At 71.0% G+C, this 17286-nt stretch carries 11 protein-coding genes; 2 read left to right on the top strand and 9 right to left on the bottom strand.

Features of this window, described 5'->3' with window-relative positions:
• The 9 genes from AB0H57_RS27300 to AB0H57_RS27260 all read right to left on the bottom strand — a co-directional run bounded on the left by AB0H57_RS27300 (window position 1) and on the right by AB0H57_RS27260 (window position 10943).
• Complete coding sequence (locus AB0H57_RS27300; protein ID WP_357511296.1) at window positions 1-390, bottom strand: hypothetical protein; 390 nt, start codon at window positions 388-390, stop codon at window positions 1-3.
• A 210-nt stretch (window positions 391-600) separates the two neighbouring features.
• Window positions 601-1353, bottom strand: a complete 753-nt coding sequence (locus tag AB0H57_RS27295; protein ID WP_357511252.1) for an N-acetyltransferase — start codon at window positions 1351-1353, stop codon at window positions 601-603.
• Between the two features lie 130 nt (window positions 1354-1483).
• Window positions 1484-1618, bottom strand: coding sequence for a hypothetical protein (locus AB0H57_RS27290; RefSeq protein WP_357511250.1), 135 nt, complete (start codon window positions 1616-1618; stop codon window positions 1484-1486).
• Window positions 1619-1654: 36 nt separating this feature from the next.
• Window positions 1655-3547, bottom strand: coding sequence for a M14 family metallopeptidase (locus AB0H57_RS27285; RefSeq protein WP_357511248.1), 1893 nt, complete (start codon window positions 3545-3547; stop codon window positions 1655-1657).
• A gap of 261 nt (window positions 3548-3808) precedes the next feature.
• Window positions 3809-4219: an MmcQ/YjbR family DNA-binding protein gene (locus AB0H57_RS27280; RefSeq protein ID WP_357511246.1), complete on the bottom strand. Its 411-nt coding sequence runs from the start codon at window positions 4217-4219 to the stop codon at window positions 3809-3811.
• Window positions 4220-4268: 49 nt separating this feature from the next.
• Window positions 4269-6104, bottom strand: coding sequence for an AMP-binding protein (locus AB0H57_RS27275; RefSeq protein ID WP_357511244.1), 1836 nt, complete (start codon window positions 6102-6104; stop codon window positions 4269-4271).
• Window positions 6105-6372: 268 nt separating this feature from the next.
• Window positions 6373-7584 carry a cyanophycinase gene (locus tag AB0H57_RS27270; RefSeq protein WP_357511242.1) on the bottom strand — a complete coding sequence of 404 codons (1212 nt, stop codon included), beginning with the start codon at window positions 7582-7584 and terminating at the stop codon, window positions 6373-6375.
• Between the two features lie 280 nt (window positions 7585-7864).
• Complete coding sequence (locus AB0H57_RS27265) at window positions 7865-8815, bottom strand: sugar phosphate isomerase/epimerase (protein ID WP_357511240.1); 951 nt, start codon at window positions 8813-8815, stop codon at window positions 7865-7867.
• A gap of 16 nt (window positions 8816-8831) precedes the next feature.
• Window positions 8832-10943: a PQQ-dependent sugar dehydrogenase gene (locus tag AB0H57_RS27260; RefSeq protein WP_357511238.1), complete on the bottom strand. Its 2112-nt coding sequence runs from the start codon at window positions 10941-10943 to the stop codon at window positions 8832-8834.
• A gap of 592 nt (window positions 10944-11535) precedes the next feature.
• Between AB0H57_RS27260 and AB0H57_RS27255 the strand changes: the two genes are divergently transcribed.
• Together AB0H57_RS27255 and AB0H57_RS27250 are read left to right on the top strand one after the other, a co-directional pair.
• Window positions 11536-14517 (top strand): family 43 glycosylhydrolase, encoded by a 2982-nt coding sequence (locus AB0H57_RS27255; protein ID WP_357511236.1) that lies wholly within the window; start codon window positions 11536-11538, stop codon window positions 14515-14517.
• Between the two features lie 251 nt (window positions 14518-14768).
• The gene (locus tag AB0H57_RS27250) at window positions 14769-17168 is read left to right on the top strand and encodes a family 43 glycosylhydrolase (RefSeq protein ID WP_357511234.1); all 2400 of its coding nucleotides are present in this window, start codon (window positions 14769-14771) and stop codon (window positions 17166-17168) included.
• Window positions 17169-17286: the final 118 nt, after the last annotated feature.

The raw sequence follows: 17286 nt of genomic DNA, 5'->3' as shown, positions 1-17286 counted from the left end.
TCAGGAGACGGCGGCCTTCACCAGCGCGACCACCCGCTTCTCCACCGCGGGGCTCCAGTCCTGGAGCGCGTACGCCACCGGCCACAGGTCGCCGTCGTCGAGGTTGGCCGCATCCTGGAAGCCCAGCGTCGAGTACCGGTAGTTGAACTTGCCCGAGTCCTGGAAGAAGACGACGATCTTGCCGTCCGCGTTCGCGTAGGCCGGCATCCCGTACCAGGTCTTCGGCGACAGCTGCGGGGCGGCGGCGGTCACCGCCACGTGCACACGCTCGGCGAGGGCGCGGTCCGCCGGCGCCATCTGGGCGATCCGGTCCAGGAGCGCCTGCAGCTCGTCGGCCCGCTTGGCGCCCTTCCTGCCCTCGGCGCGCAGCTCGGCGGCGCGCTCCTTCATCGCGGCGCGCTCGGCGGGGCTGAAGCCTTCGGATTCGGTGGTGGAGTTCTTCGCGGACACTGTCGGTTTCCCTCCGTCGGAAACGTCGGCGTGCTGCCGGCTGTCTGGAAGAAGGCTAGGCCGGGCCGCCTCCCCGCTGCTTCTCGATTCCTGATCAGGAGGGTGGCGCGTGACCGCGACGGGTGCCCGCCGCATCGGCCCGGGCTGCGGTCAGGAAACCGGCAACCGGTGCCGCACCCACACGTTGGGCTCGACGTAGACGGCATGGTCGTGCGCGACGTCGCAGTGCACCGGCACCAGCGCCCCCGGCACGTGCACCGGTCCGCTGCGGTCGAACGGCAACCCGGTCCAGCGACGCCAGTCGGCGAGGCTCCCGCTGATCGTCATCGACCGGCCGGCGACGCGTTCGACGGTTCCACCGGCGCGTACGTGCACCCGGAGCCACGGGTCGACCGGGAGCCCGTCGTCGCGGACCTGCGCCGCGTACTCGGTCATCGGCAGGTCGGGCCGGGCGTGCTTGCCGCTCGGGCGGACCGGCGCGACCAGCGTGTCGTAGCCCATCTTCGCGACGGCCTCGCGCATGGCGGCGAGCATCAGCGCGGACAGCCCGCTGCCACGTCGGTCGGGCCGGACGCAGATCTCCAGCGCCGAGACGATGGTGGGGGTGGCGTCGGTGAGGCGGTTGAGGGTGGCGCGCTGGATCATCCGGTCCCAGCCGCCGTCGGGCAGGACATCCTCGGTCCAGCGCAACGGCACGGCGTACGCGCGGGCGACGGCCCGGCCCGGGTCGGCGGAATCGACGGCGGCGAACACGAACTGCGGGTAAAGGTCGTTGGCGACGGCGTAGTACAACGCGCCCATCGGATCCCACAGCATGAACTCCGGCCACGCCCGGTCGAAGCCCTCGTCGAGCAGCGGTGCCAGGTCGGGGCGTTCGGCCAGGCTCGAGATGTCGATCGTCACGGCCGTACCGTAGGGCCCGGCGCCACGGCGCGCACCCGGATTTCCCAGACCGGGCGCCGGGGGAGGGCGGAACCGCCTCCGGTGCCCGCCGTCGGAGGCGGGCACCGGAGACGATCAGCGACCGGTCACCTCATCTGGCGTTGGCCGCCCCCGGCGTGGGCAGCGTGCTGGTGACGAAGTCCCGGCAGAGGCTGTCGGTGTCGGCGCCGTCCGGCCAGCGGGCGTTGCTGCGGCCCGGGTTGGCGGCCGCGCGGTGGCCTCCCATCCCGCGTGCCGCGGAATGGGAGGCCACCGGGGGGAGTCAGCTCAGCCGCGCCGACGCGCTGTCCAGACCGCCCCGGACGCTGACCGCCGTCAGGGTGGCCGTCTCACCGCCGGTCCGGACCACCCGTAGCCGGACCTTCTGCTTGTCGCCGCCGTCGAGGTGGAACTGCGGTGCCCCGCCGACGACCCGGGCGCCCTCGACCCGGACGGTGTCCGGTGCCACGATCTTGATTTCCTTGGCCTGCTCCAGCGCGGTCGGGATCCGGCCCGTGTTGCGCACCGTAGCCGTGATCTCGTGCGTCGCGCCGTCGCCCTGGCTGCCCATGAGCCGGCGGGCGCTGACGTCGGTCAGGTCGATCTGGGGCAGGGACTCGATCAGGTAGAGGTTGAATCGGGCCTGGTTCGCCGCCCACTGACCGATCAGGTCGGCCGACGGGTTCTGCGACCAGAACTTCGGGTTGATCCCCCCGATCTCGACCTCGCCCAGTCTGGGGTGCTGGACCTTGGTCCACGGCAGGAAGCAGGTGGAGCGTCCGTTCTCCGCGCACCAGCGCGACCGTTCCCAGTCCGCGTACCGGCCGTCCTTGTCGTAGTCGGTGAAGTCGCCGCCGTTCCAGATCTCGTCGCCGTACCAGACGGCGCCGTACTGGAAGTACCCGAAGTCGGGGCCGTGGCCGAACAACGGCGTCGGTTGCCCGCCGTTGCGCGTGGCGTAGTCGATGTACACGCTTCCGGTGTTCCGGTATCCGGTGAACGAGGCGCCTGCCCGGTCGAAGTGCTCGTAGAGCTTGCGGTCGCTGGTGTACATGCACTCGACCGGGTCGCAGGTCGACGGGCCGCGCAGGTGCATCGGTACGCGGGTGTCCATGCTGTTCACCGCGCCGATGTTGGTGTGCGACATCAGCCAGGTGTAGACGTGCCGGGTCTCCGGCTCCGACAGCGGGTACGCTCCGGCGCCGCCCTGGGTGAGATTGCGCCCGGTGGCGTCGTCGGCCGGCATGACATGCCAGTTGTACGGGTAGTTGCGGTGCAGGTCGAGGCCGCCGACACCGTCCTCGTTGTAACGTCCGTCGCCGTCGTTGTCGACACCCTCGGAGAACATCAGGTAGTCGCCCTTGCCCGCCCCCACGCTGAGCATGGCGTTGCCGGCCGGGTCCCGGCTGTCCACCACGTGAGTGCCCTCGCCGGCGCCGACGTGCTGGCGCATCTGGCTGAGGTAGCCGTCGTCGTTGAGGTCCTCGCCGGGATCCTCGTCACGTCTGCCGTCGCCGTCGTTGTCGTCCGGCCGCACCGTCGACCGGTTGGTCTGTGCGGTGTACAGGTACATGTCGTGCCCGTCGGGGTTGTTGACCGGCCGGATGTACACCGTCTTGTCGGCGAGCAGCCTGTCGACCGTCCGGTCCTTGCCCGCCCGGGTGATGAGGTGGTGCGCGAGCCACAGCGAACTCTCCGCCGACGAGACCTCGCCGGAGTGACGGTTGCCCTCGAAGTAGGCGGCCGGCTTGTCGGTGTCCTTCCCGGTGGACTTGTCGGTGATGGTGAGCTGGTGGATCGGTTGGCCGCTGTAGCTCTCGCCGACGACGTGCAGGTCGACGAGGTCGGGGCGCTCGTGGGCCCACTTGCGCAGCCACCACTGGATCTCGATGCCGGTGTGGAAGTGGTCGAAGTCCATCCGGCCGGGCGTCTTCGGCCGCACCTGGTCGTACTGGACGACCTTGAAGGTGCTCTCCCCGTCGCGCTGCCCGGCGATGGTGATGGTGGGGGAGGTGGGTGTCACGCTGGCCGGGAACGGCCCCGGATCCTGCGGGGCCTGCAGCCCGACGGTGACGGTGGGCGCGGCGACCGAGGTGGTCGCGGCGCCGAGCGGCGCGCTGTCGGATCCCCACAGCGGTGTGCTGCCCAGTACGAGGGCAGCCGCCGCCAGGGGCACCAGGGCGGAACGGCGAAGCAGGCGCTTTCTCCTCGTCGGCCGAGGGATCGCGGCGTCGGTGGAGGCTTGGCGGTGACCGGACGGGTTCGGGACGGCGTCGGAGCCCAAGGCAAATCTCCCATTGTCACGTCGGTGTTCGCACGTGCTACGTGGGCACGGCAATCACGCTTCGTAAGGGGGCTGCCACCCTTCGGGTGCTCGAGTTCTGGCCACCGTAGCCGACCTTGAAACAGATGTAAATATCTAACAGTCCTTCGCTCCTTACCCGCCGACCGGCCGGTCCACCTGCGCCACCAGCTTCTTCGGCGCCACACAGCAGTAGCTCTCCATCAGCAGCTCGGCGACCTCCACCCAGTCCGTGTCACCGTCGAGCACCATCCCGAGCACGTCGGCACCCCAACCGGGGCGGTAGAACGGGTGGCCGGCGCCGATCAACGCGCCGATCTCGTCACCGGGCGACCGGAACGTCACCACGCAGACGGGTCCGTCGGTCCCGGCGGCCCGCGCCGCAGGGTGGTTCGGGCCGGCCGTCAGCACGTGGGCGAAGGTGCGTTTGCGGACCCGCCAGCGCGTGCCCACCCACGCCGGCTCCTCGTACGTCTCCGGCAGCCCGAGGCAGCGGGGCCGCAGTCGGTCGAGAATCTCGGGCGGTACGTCGCCAGGCGCGCTCACGGCGGGCACGCTACCCAGGCCGACCGACAATTCCCGCTGTCGCTGCGGCTCAGTGCCCCCGGTAGAGGGATTCGATCTCGGCGGCGCGGCGCCGCTGCACCACGTCGCGCTTGATCTTCAAGGTGGGGGTGAGCTCCCCATCAGCCTCGGTGAAGTCGTCGGGCAGGATGCGGAACGTCTTGATCGCCTCCGCGTGCGACACCGCCGCGTTCGCGTGGTCCACCGCCGCCTGGATCTCCCCGCGCAGGGCCGGATCGTCGCGCAGCTGCGCCACCGAGGCGTCCGGCCGCCCGTGCGCGGCCCGCCACCGGGACCAGGCCGTCGGGTCGATCGTGATCAGGGCGGTCAGGTACGGCCGGCTGTCACCCACGAGCATGCACTGGCTGACCAGCGGGTGCGCGCGTACCCGCTCCTCGATGGGCGCCGGGGCGACGTTCTTGCCCGCCGCGGTCACCATGATCTCCTTCGTCCGACCAGTGAGGCGCAGGAAGCCGTCGTCGTCGAGGCTGCCCAGATCACCGGTGCGGAACCAACCGTCGGCGGTGAAGGTCTCGTCGGTGGCCTCCGGATCGTGCCAGTAGCCCGGGAACACCACGTCACCGCGGGCCAGCACCTCGCCGTTGTCGGCGATCGCCAGCTCCACCCCGGGCAACGGAAGCCCGACCGTGCCGATCCGCATCGCCGAGAGCCGGTTCACCGCCAGCGCCGGCGAGGTCTCGGTCAGCCCGTAGCCCTCCAGCGCGGTCAGCCCCGCACCGCGGAAGAAGTGCCCGAGCCGCTCACCGAGCGGGGCGCCGCCGACGATCGCGATCCGGCACCGCCCGCCCAGCGCCGCCCGCAGCCTCCGGTAGACCAGCAGGTCAGCCACCCGCCGGGCCAGCCGCAACGCCGGGCTCGGCCCGGACGCGGTGTCCAGCGCCCGGCTGTAGCGCACCGCCGTCCGCTCGGCGACGGTGAACACCCAACCCCGATGCTCGGCCGCGGCCTGCTGCCGGGCCGAGTTGTACACCCGCTCGAACACCCGCGGCACCGCCAGGATGAACGTCGGCCGGTAGCGGCGCAGCTGGTCCCGCACGCCGACCATGTCGGCGCTGTGCACCATGGTCGCCCTGGTGCGCACCATGCCCACCTGCACCATCCGGGCGAACGCGTGCGCCAACGGCAGGAACAGCACCGTCGACGCGCCCTCGTTGAACAGCTCCGGCAGCACCGCGACCGCGTTGCCGACATCGAGGTCGATGTTGCGGTGGGTCAGGACGCAGCCCTTCGGCCGGCCGGTCGTCCCACTGGTGTAGACGATCGTCGCCACGTCGCCGCCGGACACCGCGGCCCGGCGCGCCCGCACCACCGCCTCGTCGACGCTTCGGCCCCGCTCGACCAGCCCGATCAGGCCGCCGGAGTCGATCCGCCACACCTGGCTCAGCTCCGGCAGGCCGTCGCGGGCGCCGGCCAGCAGCGCGGCGTGCTCCGCCGTCTCCACCACACACCCCACCGCACCGGAGTCGGCGAGGATCCAGCCCAGCTGCTCGGCGCTGTCCGTGTCGTACACCGGGACGGTCACCGCCCCGATCGCCCACAACGCGTAGTCGACCAGGGTCCACTCGTACCGGGTGCGGCTCATCAACCCCACCCGGGCACCCGCCTCCACCCCGGCGGCGGTGAACCCGCGGGCCAGGGCCGCCACGTCGTCGCGGAACTGCCGGCAGGTCACCTCGGCCGTCCCGCCGGCCGCCGACCGGGGGACCGGCCACGACGCGGCGTCCGCGTCCGGCCGGAGGAACTGCACCGTGTCCGGGTAGCGGTGGGCGTTGTCCCACACCCGGTCGGCCAGCCCCGCCGATTCGACGGCGGTGGCCGCCGGCCTGGTCGTGCCGCTTCGCCGCATACCCCGTACGCTCCTTGAACCTCCCGCGCGACCCGGCCCGACCGCGGACCGGGCACCGCCCGGCCGGCGGCCCCACCGGCTGCTCAGCCCCGCGATTGCCCGACGCTCACCTGGACAAACGTGCGAGAGCCGCCGCGATCGGGTGCCCTGCGGTCCGGGAATGACGGGCCTCCGCCCGGGTACCCGGGGAGCCGGATCAGCGTCGGGGCGCCGAACGGGACACCCGCCAGCACCAGGGCGAACCGGACATCGTCGCCGCCCTGGGACGTCAGCCGGCCTGGATGGACAGCGTCAGGTCGGTGAACGACGCTACGAGGTCCCCACCCGCCGTGTACGCGCCGAACGACCCTTCCTTGGTCAGGCCCACCACGAACCGCGGGTCGGTCTGCGCCGTCGTGCCGGTCGTCGAGGTGGACCGGCCCGCGTCGGCGAGGTCGAAGGCGGCGTCCCGCAGCGCGTACGAGCCGAACACGTTGGTGGTCGGTGCGGCCGCCGGCCGGTCGTGCGGCACCGCCAGCCGGCTCGTCCCGGCCTTGGTGACCCGCCGGCTGCCGGGCGAGTAGGTGTCGCCGGCGGTGAGGTAGCTCCACCGCACCCCGCTGATCGACCACTGCCCGCCAGTCCGGCCGACCTGGGCCGGGCGCAGGTCGAGGATCGACACCCCGTTGGTGCCCACGACCCGCGCGGACTCGGTCGCCGTGCCGGCCCCGGTGACGATCAGAGCGCTGTTCTCGCCCACCCCGTACACCAGGTCGTGGCCCGTGTCGGCGGCGAGCCGGATCGAACGGCCGGTCCGGCCGCGGGCGTCGAAGTGGGTGTCGACCAGGCCGGAGGTGAAGAAGCCGAAACCGCCGGCGGGCCAGTAGCCGAGGACCTCGTCGGTGTCGTAGTAGCCGGGCCGGGCGCCGTCGCGGACCCCGTAGTAGCTCAGACCGCCGGTGATCATGTCGGGCCCGCCGAAGATCTGCATGCCGGCGCTGGTGCCGGCGACCGGCGCGCCGGCGGTGAACCGCTGCCGCACCGCGGCGAGCACCGCACCGTCGGAGCCATCGGCGTGAATCATCGACTGCACGTACCGGAACTGGTCGCCGCCGGTGAAGAAGAACCCGGTCATCGACGCGGCCAGCGCGGCATTGGCCGGATCGTCGCCGCTACCCTTCTTTTTCACGCTCACCGGGATCCAGGTGACCTCGGCGGCACCGTACTGCTTGAGGACCTTGCTCACCGCGTTGGCGCTGGAGTGCGGCACCGCCGACGACGCGCTGAGCACCCCGATGCGGGCGCCGGTGCCGCCGGCCTGCCGGACGAACTCGCCGTAGACGGCGGCGTTGTCGTCGGCCAGCGCACCGCCGATCAGCATCACCGCGCCGGGGCCGGCGGGCGGGGCGGCCGCGACGGACCCGGCCGGAGCCGGCAGGACCACAGTGGCCACGGTGACGAGGAGGGCGGCGAGCAGCGACAGGAACTTCGACCGGGTCATGGCACGTGACGCTAGACAGCCGCTGGCCAGGGCGTCAAGGAATGCAGATGCATTTACCTCCCGGCGGGTGAACCCGGGTGGTGTGTCGGTTACGCAGCGTGCGCCGGTCCGGCCCGCCCCCGTCCGCCGACAGCGCCCAGGACCGCAGACGCGCGGTGGCGGCCGGAGACAGACTCTCCGGCCGCCACCGTGGGCGCCTCGCCGGGTCAGCGGGGTCGACAGCCCCGCGGCGGGTTTCCCGCGCCGCACCGCCGACCCCGGTGACCCGTCAGCTCACCGGTCAGAACCGCACGCGGCGCAGGTAGCGGTAGCCGATCTCGGCGGTCTGCTGCGGCGTCACGTCCGGCGTGTCGTTCTCCACGATGTACTCCTGCACCTGGTGACCCCGGAAGATCCGCGCGAAGTCGATCGTCCCGGTGCCCAGGTCGGCCATGTCGCCGTCGGCGGCATGCCGGTCCTTCACGTGGTACTGCAGGACCCGTTGCGGGGCCCGGCGGATGACGTCCAGCGTGAAGCCCTCCGGATCGGCCACCCCGTCGCCGGAGTTGATGCCGCCGGTGACCGCCCAGTAGATGTCGACCTCCAGGTGCACGAGCCGGGGGTCGAGCTCCGCGGTCAGCACGTCCCAGGGCCGCTTGCCGCCGCCCAGGTCGATGGTGAACTCGTGGGCGTGGTTGTGGTAGCCGTAGCGCAGGCCCGCCTGGGCCGCCGCGGCGGCCTCGACGTTCATCTGCTGCGCCCAGCGCTTCCAGTCGTCGGCGTTCTCCGAGTACAGGTACGGCACCACCAGGTACGACTGGCCGAGGGTGACCGCGTTCTGGATCTTCTGCCGCAGCGCGTCGGCGTTCTCGCTGATGCCGTCGTGGCTGGAGCTGGCCTTGATCCCGATCCCGTCCAGGAACCGGCGCAGCTCGGCGGCGGTGCGCCCGAAGTAGCCGAGGGCCAGTTCCACCCTCGGGTAGCCGATCCGGGCCAGCTGCTTCAGGGTGGCGTCGTACCCCGGCGAGCCCTGCAGGGCGTCCCGCATCGTCCAGAGCTGGATACTGATCTTGCCTGGGGGGACGGGGCGCCGACCGTGACCGTGCTGGCCGCCGGCGGTCGCCGCCGTCGCGCCCACTCCCGAGGCCGCGAGCCCGAGGCCGGCGACCGCGGCGAGTGAACCGCGCAGCAGGCTCCGCCGGTCCGTGACGGACCGCCGCAGCGCGGCGTCCCCGTCGAATCCGTAACACATGCTGGCTCCTTCGAAACTATGCGACGGGAACCAGGACGACCTGGTCCGAGCCGCTCAGGGCCGGCAGGCCGTCGTCGCCCGGGTCGGTGTAGGAGGCGACGAAGACGCCGGTCAGGTTGTCGTGCTCCGGGTCGTGACCGCCCGGCAGGGTGGTCTGGATGGTGCCGGAGCAACCGCTGGCGGTGGTCTGCGGGTGGCCGTGCTGGTCGTGGCCGAGGATGTAGGTGACGGTGACCCGGGCGCAGTCCACCGGCTGGTCGTCGGTTACCTTCACCTCGAACTGGACGGTGTCACCGAAGCGGAAGGTCTGCCCCTCGACCGGCTTGACCAGCTCCACCACCGGGGCGGTGTTGCCGACCACGACCTGCACCGAGGCCGACGCCGACAGGCCGGCCCGGTCGGTCACGTTCAGGGTGGCGTCGTACTGGCCGTTGCTGGTGTACGTGTAGGTCGGGTTCGGCTCGCGGGAGTCGACCTTGCCGTCGTTGTCGAAGTCCCAGGCGTACTTCAGCTTGTCGCCGTCGGGGTCGCTGGTGCCCGCGCTGGAGAACGTGACGGTCAGCGGCGTGTTGCCGTTGGTGGGCTCGGCCGACACCTGCGGCACCGGGGTGTGGTTGCCCGTCCAGCCGGTGTAGTCGATGCGGGCGAGCTGCGCTTCCGGGTTCTCGCTGAAGTAGCCGTCGCCGTACTCGAGGACGTAGAGCGCCCCGTCCGGCCCGAACTCCAGATCCATCGGGTTGTCGAAGGCGATCGAGGGCAGCACCGACTCGATCCGGGTGACCTTGCGCTCGCCGTCCAGCGTGAAGGCCTTCACGTAGTCGCGGGTCCACTCGTGGAACAGCGGCTTGCCGTCGTAGTAGGCGGGCCAGCCCACCGCGGTGCGTCCCCTGGTGGTGCGCTGGTCGAACTGGTACGCCGGCCCGGCCATCGGGCCGATGCCGCCGGTACCCAGCTCGGGGAACTGCGCGGACAGGCCGTAGCCGTACCAGATGTCGGGCTGCGCGACCGGGGGCAGCTGCCGCAGGCCGGTGTTGTGCGGCGAGTCGTTGACCGGCGCGGCGCAGTTGAACGACGCCCCCGACTGACGGGTGGCGAAGTCGAAGTCCACGTACGGCTGGTCCGGGGTGACGCAGTACGGCCAGCCGAAGTTGGCCGCCTTGCGCACCGCCATCCACCGGCCCTGGCCCGCCGGCCCGCGCTGCGGGTTCGGCCGGTTGGCGTCGGGGGAGTAGTCGCCGATGTACAGCTCGCCGTTGGTGCGGTTCAGCTCGATCCGGAACGGGTTGCGCAGCCCCATCACGTAGATCTCGGGACGGGTCTTCGCGGTGCCGGGCCGGAACAGGTTCCCGGCCGGGATGCTGTATCCGCCCGTGGCGCCCGGCTTGATCCGCAGCACCTTGCCGCGCAGGTCGTTGGTGTTGGCCGAGGTGCGCTGCGCGTCGAACGCCGGGTTGCGCCCGGGGCGCTCGTCGATGGGCGCGTAGCCGTCGGACTCGAAGGGGTTGGTGTCGTCACCGGTGGACAGGTACAGGTTGCCCTTGGCGTCGAAGACGATGTCGCCGCCGACGTGGCAGCAGATGCCCCGGTCGACCGGGACGTCCATGATCTGCTGCTCGGTGGAGAGGTCCAGCTTGTCCTTCACGAGGCGGAACCGGGACAGCCGGAGGGCGCCCTTGAACTTGTCGAAGTCCGCGGCGGTGCCCCAGCCCGGCGCGTCACCCTCGTTGACGTCCGGGGTGGACGGGTCGTCCACCGGGGTGTTCATCGGCGGCGAGTAGTACAGGTAGACCCAGTTGTTGCCGCCCTTGCCGAAGTTCGGGTCGATGGCGACGTTCTGCAGGCCCTCCTCGTCGTGCCGGTAGACGTCGAGCGTCGCGGCCAGGGTGTTACGGCCGCTGTCCGGGTGGTGCATCCAGACCTCGCCGGCGCGAGTCACGTGCAGGACCCGGCGGTCGGGTAGCACGGCCAGGTCCATCGGCTCGCCCGGATGGTCGTTGAGGGTGACCTTCTGGAAGTCGCTCTCCGGCGGCGCGGCGGCCGCACCGGGCGCGGCCTGCGAGACGGTGGGCGTGGCGACGAGCGCCGTGGTCATCAGGCCCGCCATGGCGAGCGTGAATCGTCTCTTCAACTGCCTCTCATTTCTCTCAAGGGGTGTGCGGGGCAGGTCGGGGACGTACGGCTTGGTCCTTCTCTTCAGGGGGCGGGGGGTGACGGAGCGACAGCCGGCTCCGGGGCCCGTGGTCGGTCGACTGTGGTGCCGACACGGTCGCGGCACGACGGAGCCGGGTGGATCGATTAACCTCGACGAAACACCTCGTCACCCGGGCGACGCTATAAAACTAATGTCCATGTGTCCATACCTTCTAGCGCGGAGGGCCGGACTTTCTCACTGGCCGACGAAAGTTTGCGCCGAGCGGTGCGGTTCTCTCGACCGACCGGCTCCCGGCTGGCCGCGGCGGGGGCGCTGTCGACGGACGGTCGGCGGATGAGCGCGCAGGTCGCCCCCCGGGAGGAAGCGCTCCCACCGCCGTGCGCAGGCCCGGGAGTTGCCACGAAGAAGGGGTGTCGGGGGTGAGTTCGTCCAAAAGGGGCGACTGCGACGCGGCGCTTGATCCGCGGTGATCGATCGGAGAGCCGCGGTTACCGGTCGTTGACGATCGCGTCACGCGAATGTTTCAATACGTCACCACGCGATGTTAGCGCTAACATGGGAGAACTCCATGGGCAACCGATGGGCGTGTCGGCTGGTCGCAGGGCCGGCCGCGGATCCGACAGCGACCCGACGACCGCCAGGCACGCCAGGCCGGCGGAGGTTCTCGCTCGCCGCCGTCGCGGCCCTGCTCTGCGCCGCCCTGCTCCCCACCGGCGCGACGGCGCACGCCGACGACGGCTGGTCACCCCGATCCTCGTACACCTCGACCGACCGGGGCGACGGCACCTACTCGGTGCCACTGCTGCGCGCCGACGTGCCCGACATCAGCGTGGAACGCGTTCCGGCCGCGGAGAACGACGAGGGCCGCGACCTCTACTACATGATCAGTACGACCATGCACCTCAGCCCCGGCGCCCCGATCATGAAGTCCTACGACCTGGTGAACTGGGAGATCGTCAACTACGTCTTCGACCGGGCCAGCATCGGCGACTCGTTCTCCCTGCGCAACGGGCAGAACTCGTACGGCCAGGGCCAGTGGGCGTCGTCCCTGCGCTACCACGACGGCATGTTCTACGTCGCGTTCAACACCAACAACCTCGGCGGCGCGTACCTCTACCGCACCGACGACATCGACAACGGCGCGTGGCAGCGCACCGCCCTCGGCCGCGGCCTGCACGACCCGTCGCTCTTCTTCGACGTCGACGGCACGCCCTACATCTTCTACGGCTCCGGCGGCACCAGCGCGGTACGCCTCAACGCCGGCCTCACCGCCATCGAGCAGGACTACCCGAACATCTTCACCGCGAGCAACTACGCCGGCCGGCCGTTCATCGGCGGCCTGTTCGAGGGCGCCCAGTTCTACTACATCGACGGCTACTACTACGCCGTCATCATCACCTGGCCGTCCGGCCAGGGCCGCCAGGTGGTCATGTTCCGCTCCCGGGAACTGCTCGGGCGCTACACCTCGGCGGGCGGCGTGAACACCTACGAGGCCCGCGGCGTGCTCAACTCCAACGGCTTCGCGCAGGGCAGCCTGGTGCCGACCTCCCGCCCGGACGGCGGGACCGACTGGCACGGCATGTTCTTCCGCGACACCTTCCCCATCGGGCGCATTCCCGCGCTCATCCCCGCCACCTGGCAGGACGGCTGGCCGACCTTCGGCACCAACGGCGTCGTGCCGGTCGACGGGGTCTTCGACAAGCCGATCCGGCTCAGCCCGGCGCAGGAGGTGTTCGAGCGGCAGAAGGGCATCGTCGCCTCGGACGACTTCGCCAACGACGCGCCGCACAAGGCGTACCTGGACGAGGAGTGGTCGATCCCGGCGCCGCCCGTCGTGGACCAGTCGCTCATCGGCGTCGAGCTGGTGCAGAATCCGGGGTTCGAGACCGGGACGGTCACGCCCTGGGGCGGGCAGTTCGGTGCGTCGCTCGGTCTGGATTCGACCGATCCCGCCTCAGGGGCGGCGGCGCTCAAGGTCAGCAACCGTACGCTCAACGGCTCCGGCCCCAACCAGTTCCTCAACGGCAGGATGCAGCGCGGCGTCACCTACTCCGTGTCGGCGAAGATCAGGTACACCTCGGGCCCGAGCAGCATCCCGTTCAACCTGGTCGCCGACTGGGGCGCGGGCGTGCAGACGATGGCCAGCAGGAGCGTCCCGATCGGTCAGTGGACCACCGTGTCGGGCCAGTACACGGTGCCCTCGACGGCGAACCTGGACAACTTCAAGTTCGCGGTGGAGACGCCGTGGGCCAACCCGCAGCCACCGTCGTCGAGCGTCGAGTACCTGATCGACGACGTCTCGATCGTCGGGCAGCCGGTGACGACCGAGTACCCGACCCGGGAGGAGATCGCCCCCAACGGGTCCCGCCTGGACATGGCCTGGGAGTGGAACCACGCCCCCGACAACCGGTACTGGTCGCTCACCGACCGCGACGGTTGGCTGCGCCTGACCAACGGCAAGGTCGTCACCGGCCGGTACGTCTACACCAAACTGTCCAACCGGGCCGAGCTGGCCTGGTTCGAGGAGGCCCGCAACACCCTGTCGCAGCGCACCTTCGGGCCCCGCCAGTCCGCCGAGACCCGGATGGACATCGCCGGCATGAAGAACGGGGACGTCGCCGGCCTGGCCGCCTACAACCGCGGCTTCTCCTACGTGGCGGTCAAGCGGATCGGCGGCGTCAACACCGTGGGCGTGGTCAACCGGGGACAGCCGTTCGCCGTCGACCTCGACCAGGCGGCGCTGGAGAACTTCCTGCCCGGCACCACCGTCGCGCTCGGCGACGCGACCGAGGTGCACCTGAAGGCGGATCTCGACTTCGCCGCGCCGGTCGGCCAGCTCTGGACGACCTTCTCCTACAGCCTGGACGGCCTGACCTGGCACCAGCTGGGCAACCGCGTCGGCCCGCAGACCCTCGACGGCAGCCTCGCGCACTTCATGGGACACCGCGTCGGGCTGTTCAACTACGCGACGCAGCAGACAGGCGGGCACGTCGACTTCGACCACTACCTGCTCAGCGACACGCTGACCGCGCAGGGCCGGCCGCTGAGCACCAGCGACCTCGACGCGGCCATCGCGTACGCGGGCACCCTCGACCGGCACTACCACCCGGGGGACGCGTGGGCCGCGATGCAGGCCGCGCTCGCCGACGCGAAGGTGGCCCGCGCCGGTGACCTCGGCACCCAGAACCAGATCGACGCCCCGGAGCGGGCGCTCAGCTACCAGCTGGCCCGGCTCGGCGTACTCAGGACCGACCAACCGTCGCTGGAGCTGTCCGCGGTGGCCGCCACCCGCTGCGTGGGGGAGCAGGTGATGGTGACGGTACGGGTGACCAACGGCGAGGCGATGCACGTCTCGGCGTCGGCCGACTCGGCGTACGGGACGGCGCCGTTCGGGGCGCTGCCGCCGGGCCACCAGAAGCTGCGGTCGTTCCCCACCGGCGCGGCCGACGTGCCCGCCGGCGAAGTGACGGTGACCGGGACGGCCACCTACCGGGGCGAGCCGGCCGAGGTGACGGTGACGGCGCCGTACAAGGCGCGATCCTGCGGGTGAGCCAGGGACGGCACGGGTCCCGCGGCCGCGGGACCCGGCACCGGACCCACCACAGTCGGCGCGGGCCGTACCGGGCCCGCGCGTGAGACGACCGACGGGGCGCGGTGAACCGCACGCCCCGCGGTCCCGGCCGAGCCGGGCCGCACCCCGACCCGCTCGAGCACACCGATCCGCTCCGGGCCGCACCGCAACCGACCTCGGGCACCGATGAACCGACCCCGGTTCACCTCACCCAGCAAGGAGGAAGTGTCGTGCATCATCGCTTGCGTCACGCGACCCGACGACGGTTCGCCGCGGTAGCGGCGGCCCTCACCCTGGTCGCGGGATCCGCCGCCGTCGCGGCGGCTCCCGTCCAGGCGGCCAGCGGAAACCTCATCGTCAACGGCGGGTTCGAGGACGGGCTGGCCAGCTGGTTCCCGAACAACGGCAACGCCGCCGACAGCACCACCCTCGCACCCACCACGGACGCCTACTCCGGCGCGGGCGCCGTGGCCGTCACCAACCGGACCACCACCGGGTCCGGCCCGATGCAGAACCTCTCCGGCAAGGTGCAGGCCGGCAAGACCTACCTGGTCACCGCGCGGGTCAAGTACGAGAACCCGAACAGCCCGTCGACCAAGCAGTTCTTCGTCACCATGCACTACGGCGGCTCCACCTACACCAACCTCGGCACCGTGACGGTGCCCCGCGGCCAGTGGGGGCTGATCCAGGGCACCTTCACGATCCCCGCCGGGCAGGACGTCAGCACCGCGCGGATCTTCGTCGAGACGCCGTGGACGTCGAACCCGTCGACCGCCCCGGACACCCACCTGATGGACTTCAAGGTCGACGACGTGACCCTCCAGGAGTACGTGGTGTCGAAGACCATCGAGGTCGTCGGCAAGCTGCCCGGCGAGCACAACCCGCTCATCGGGCACAAGTTCGGCGCCGACGGGTTCGGCTTCGTGCACGACGGCCGGGTCTACCTCTACCTGACCAACGACACCCAGGGCTACGCCCCCAACCCCGCCACCGGCGTCTCGCCGGGCATCAACTACGGCAACATCAACCAGATCACCGTGATCTCCTCCAGCGACCTGGTGAACTGGACCGACCACGGCGAGATCCAGGTGGCCGGCCCGAACGGCGTCGCGCCGTTCACCGGCAACTCCTGGGCGCCCGGCATGGCCAAGAAGGTGGTCAACGGCGAGGAGAAGTTCTTCCTCTACTACGCCAACGGCGGCGGCTCCAGCAACGTGATCACGGGCAAGTCGCCGCTGGGCCCGTGGACCAGCGAGCGCACCAGCACGCTGATCGACGGCCGCACCCCCGGCGCCGAGACGGTCGCCTGGAAGTTCGACCCGGCTCCGCTGGTGGACTCCGACGGCGAGGCGTACCTCTACTTCGGTGGCGGCCCCGCGTCGACGAGCATGCCGGCGGTCGAGCGCTTCAACAACCCGAAGAACATCCGCGCGATCAAGCTCGGCGACGACATGGTGTCGACCGAGGGTACGGCGGCGGTGGTGGACGCCCCGGTGGCCTTCGAGGCGGCCCAGGTGTTCAAGCGCGAGGGCAGGTACTACCTCTCCTACTCCTCGCACTTCGGCGGGAACGACTTCGGCGGCAACCAGCCCCGCGTGCCCGGCTACCCCGGCGGCGGCCAGATCGGCTACCTGATCTCCGACGACCCGATGTCGTGGCCGAAGGAGACCTACGCCGGGGTGCTCTTCCCCAACCAGTCGCAGTTCTTCGGCACCGGCACCGGCGGCAACAACCACCAGTCGGTGTTCGAGTTCGAGGGCAGGTACTACTTCACGTACCACGCCCCGACGTTGAACAAGCGCATCAACGGCAACACCACCCAGGGCTACCGCAGCCCGCACATCCAGGAGCTGGCCTTCAACCCGGACGGCACGATCCAGCAGGTCGTCGGCACCTACGCCGGGGTCGACCAGGTACGCGACTTCAACCCCTACCGGGCGTTCGAGGCCGAGACCGTGGGCTGGAGCAAGGGCATCGCCACCGGCAAGGTCGACGGCGGCTCCGCCGAGTTCGGCACGGCGGCGCCGAACCTGGTGGTGCGTGACATCGACGACGGCGACTGGACCGCGCTGTCGTCGGTCGACTTCGGCGACGGCGCCCGCGGCGTGACGGCCAAGGTGCGCCCGCTGACCACCGGCGGAAGCATCGAGGTACGCCTGGACGACGTGGCCGGTCCCGTGGTCGGCACCGTCCCGGTCGACACCGCCACCGGCGAGTGGGCCGAGGTGAGCGCCGACCTCACCGGGGTCAGCGGCGTGCACGACGTCTACTTCACCTACCGCGGCCCGGCCGGCCAGGACCTCTTCGAACTCGACTCCTGGGCGTTCGAGGCCGTACCGGCGCTGGACCTGTCCGTGACGGCGGACACCCGCTGCGTCGGGGAGCAGGTGATGGTGACGGTCCGGGCGACGAACAACGAGGCGGTCCACGTGTCGGCGTCGGCCGAGTCCGCGTACGGGACCCGGCCCTTCGGGGCGGTGCCGCCGGGCAAGGGCAAGCTCCGTTCGTTCCCCACCGGCGCGGCGAGCGTGCCGGCCGGCTCGGTGACGGTGACGGCGTCCGCGACGGTGGACGGCGCGGCGGTGTCGGCGTCGTACCAGGCAACCTACGGCGCCCGCTCCTGCGGCTGATCATCCCGGGTACGGTGGCGGCCCTCAAGCTGGCCCTGCTGCTCACCCGCCTGTACGGCCCGCTCACCGCGCTGTCCAACGTCCGGGTGGACGTGATGTGCGCGCTGGTCTCCTTCGA

The sequence above is a fragment of the Micromonospora sp. NPDC050686 genome (assembly GCF_040654475.1).
In the GTDB taxonomy this organism is placed as follows: Bacteria; Actinomycetota; Actinomycetes; order Mycobacteriales; family Micromonosporaceae; genus Micromonospora.
The sequence above is the reverse complement of the archived record's forward strand: the minus strand, read 5'-3'. Positions and strand labels throughout refer to the sequence as shown.

What these genes read in the sequence shown, in the direction of transcription:
- AB0H57_RS27300 (WP_357511296.1), bottom strand. Translation starts at nt 390, where the DNA reads ATGAAGGAGCGCGCCGCCGAGCTGCGCGCCGAGGGCAGGAAGGGCGCC.
- AB0H57_RS27290 (WP_357511250.1), bottom strand. Translation starts at nt 1,618, where the DNA reads ATGGGAGGCCACCGCGCGGCCGCCAACCCGGGCCGCAGCAACGCCCGC.
- AB0H57_RS27275 (WP_357511244.1), bottom strand. Translation starts at nt 6,104, where the DNA reads ATGCGGCGAAGCGGCACGACCAGGCCGGCGGCCACCGCCGTCGAATCG.
- AB0H57_RS27270 (WP_357511242.1), bottom strand. Translation starts at nt 7,584, where the DNA reads ATGACCCGGTCGAAGTTCCTGTCGCTGCTCGCCGCCCTCCTCGTCACC.
- AB0H57_RS27265 (WP_357511240.1), bottom strand. Translation starts at nt 8,815, where the DNA reads ATGTGTTACGGATTCGACGGGGACGCCGCGCTGCGGCGGTCCGTCACG.
- AB0H57_RS27255 (WP_357511236.1), top strand. Translation starts at nt 11,536, where the DNA reads ATGGGCAACCGATGGGCGTGTCGGCTGGTCGCAGGGCCGGCCGCGGAT.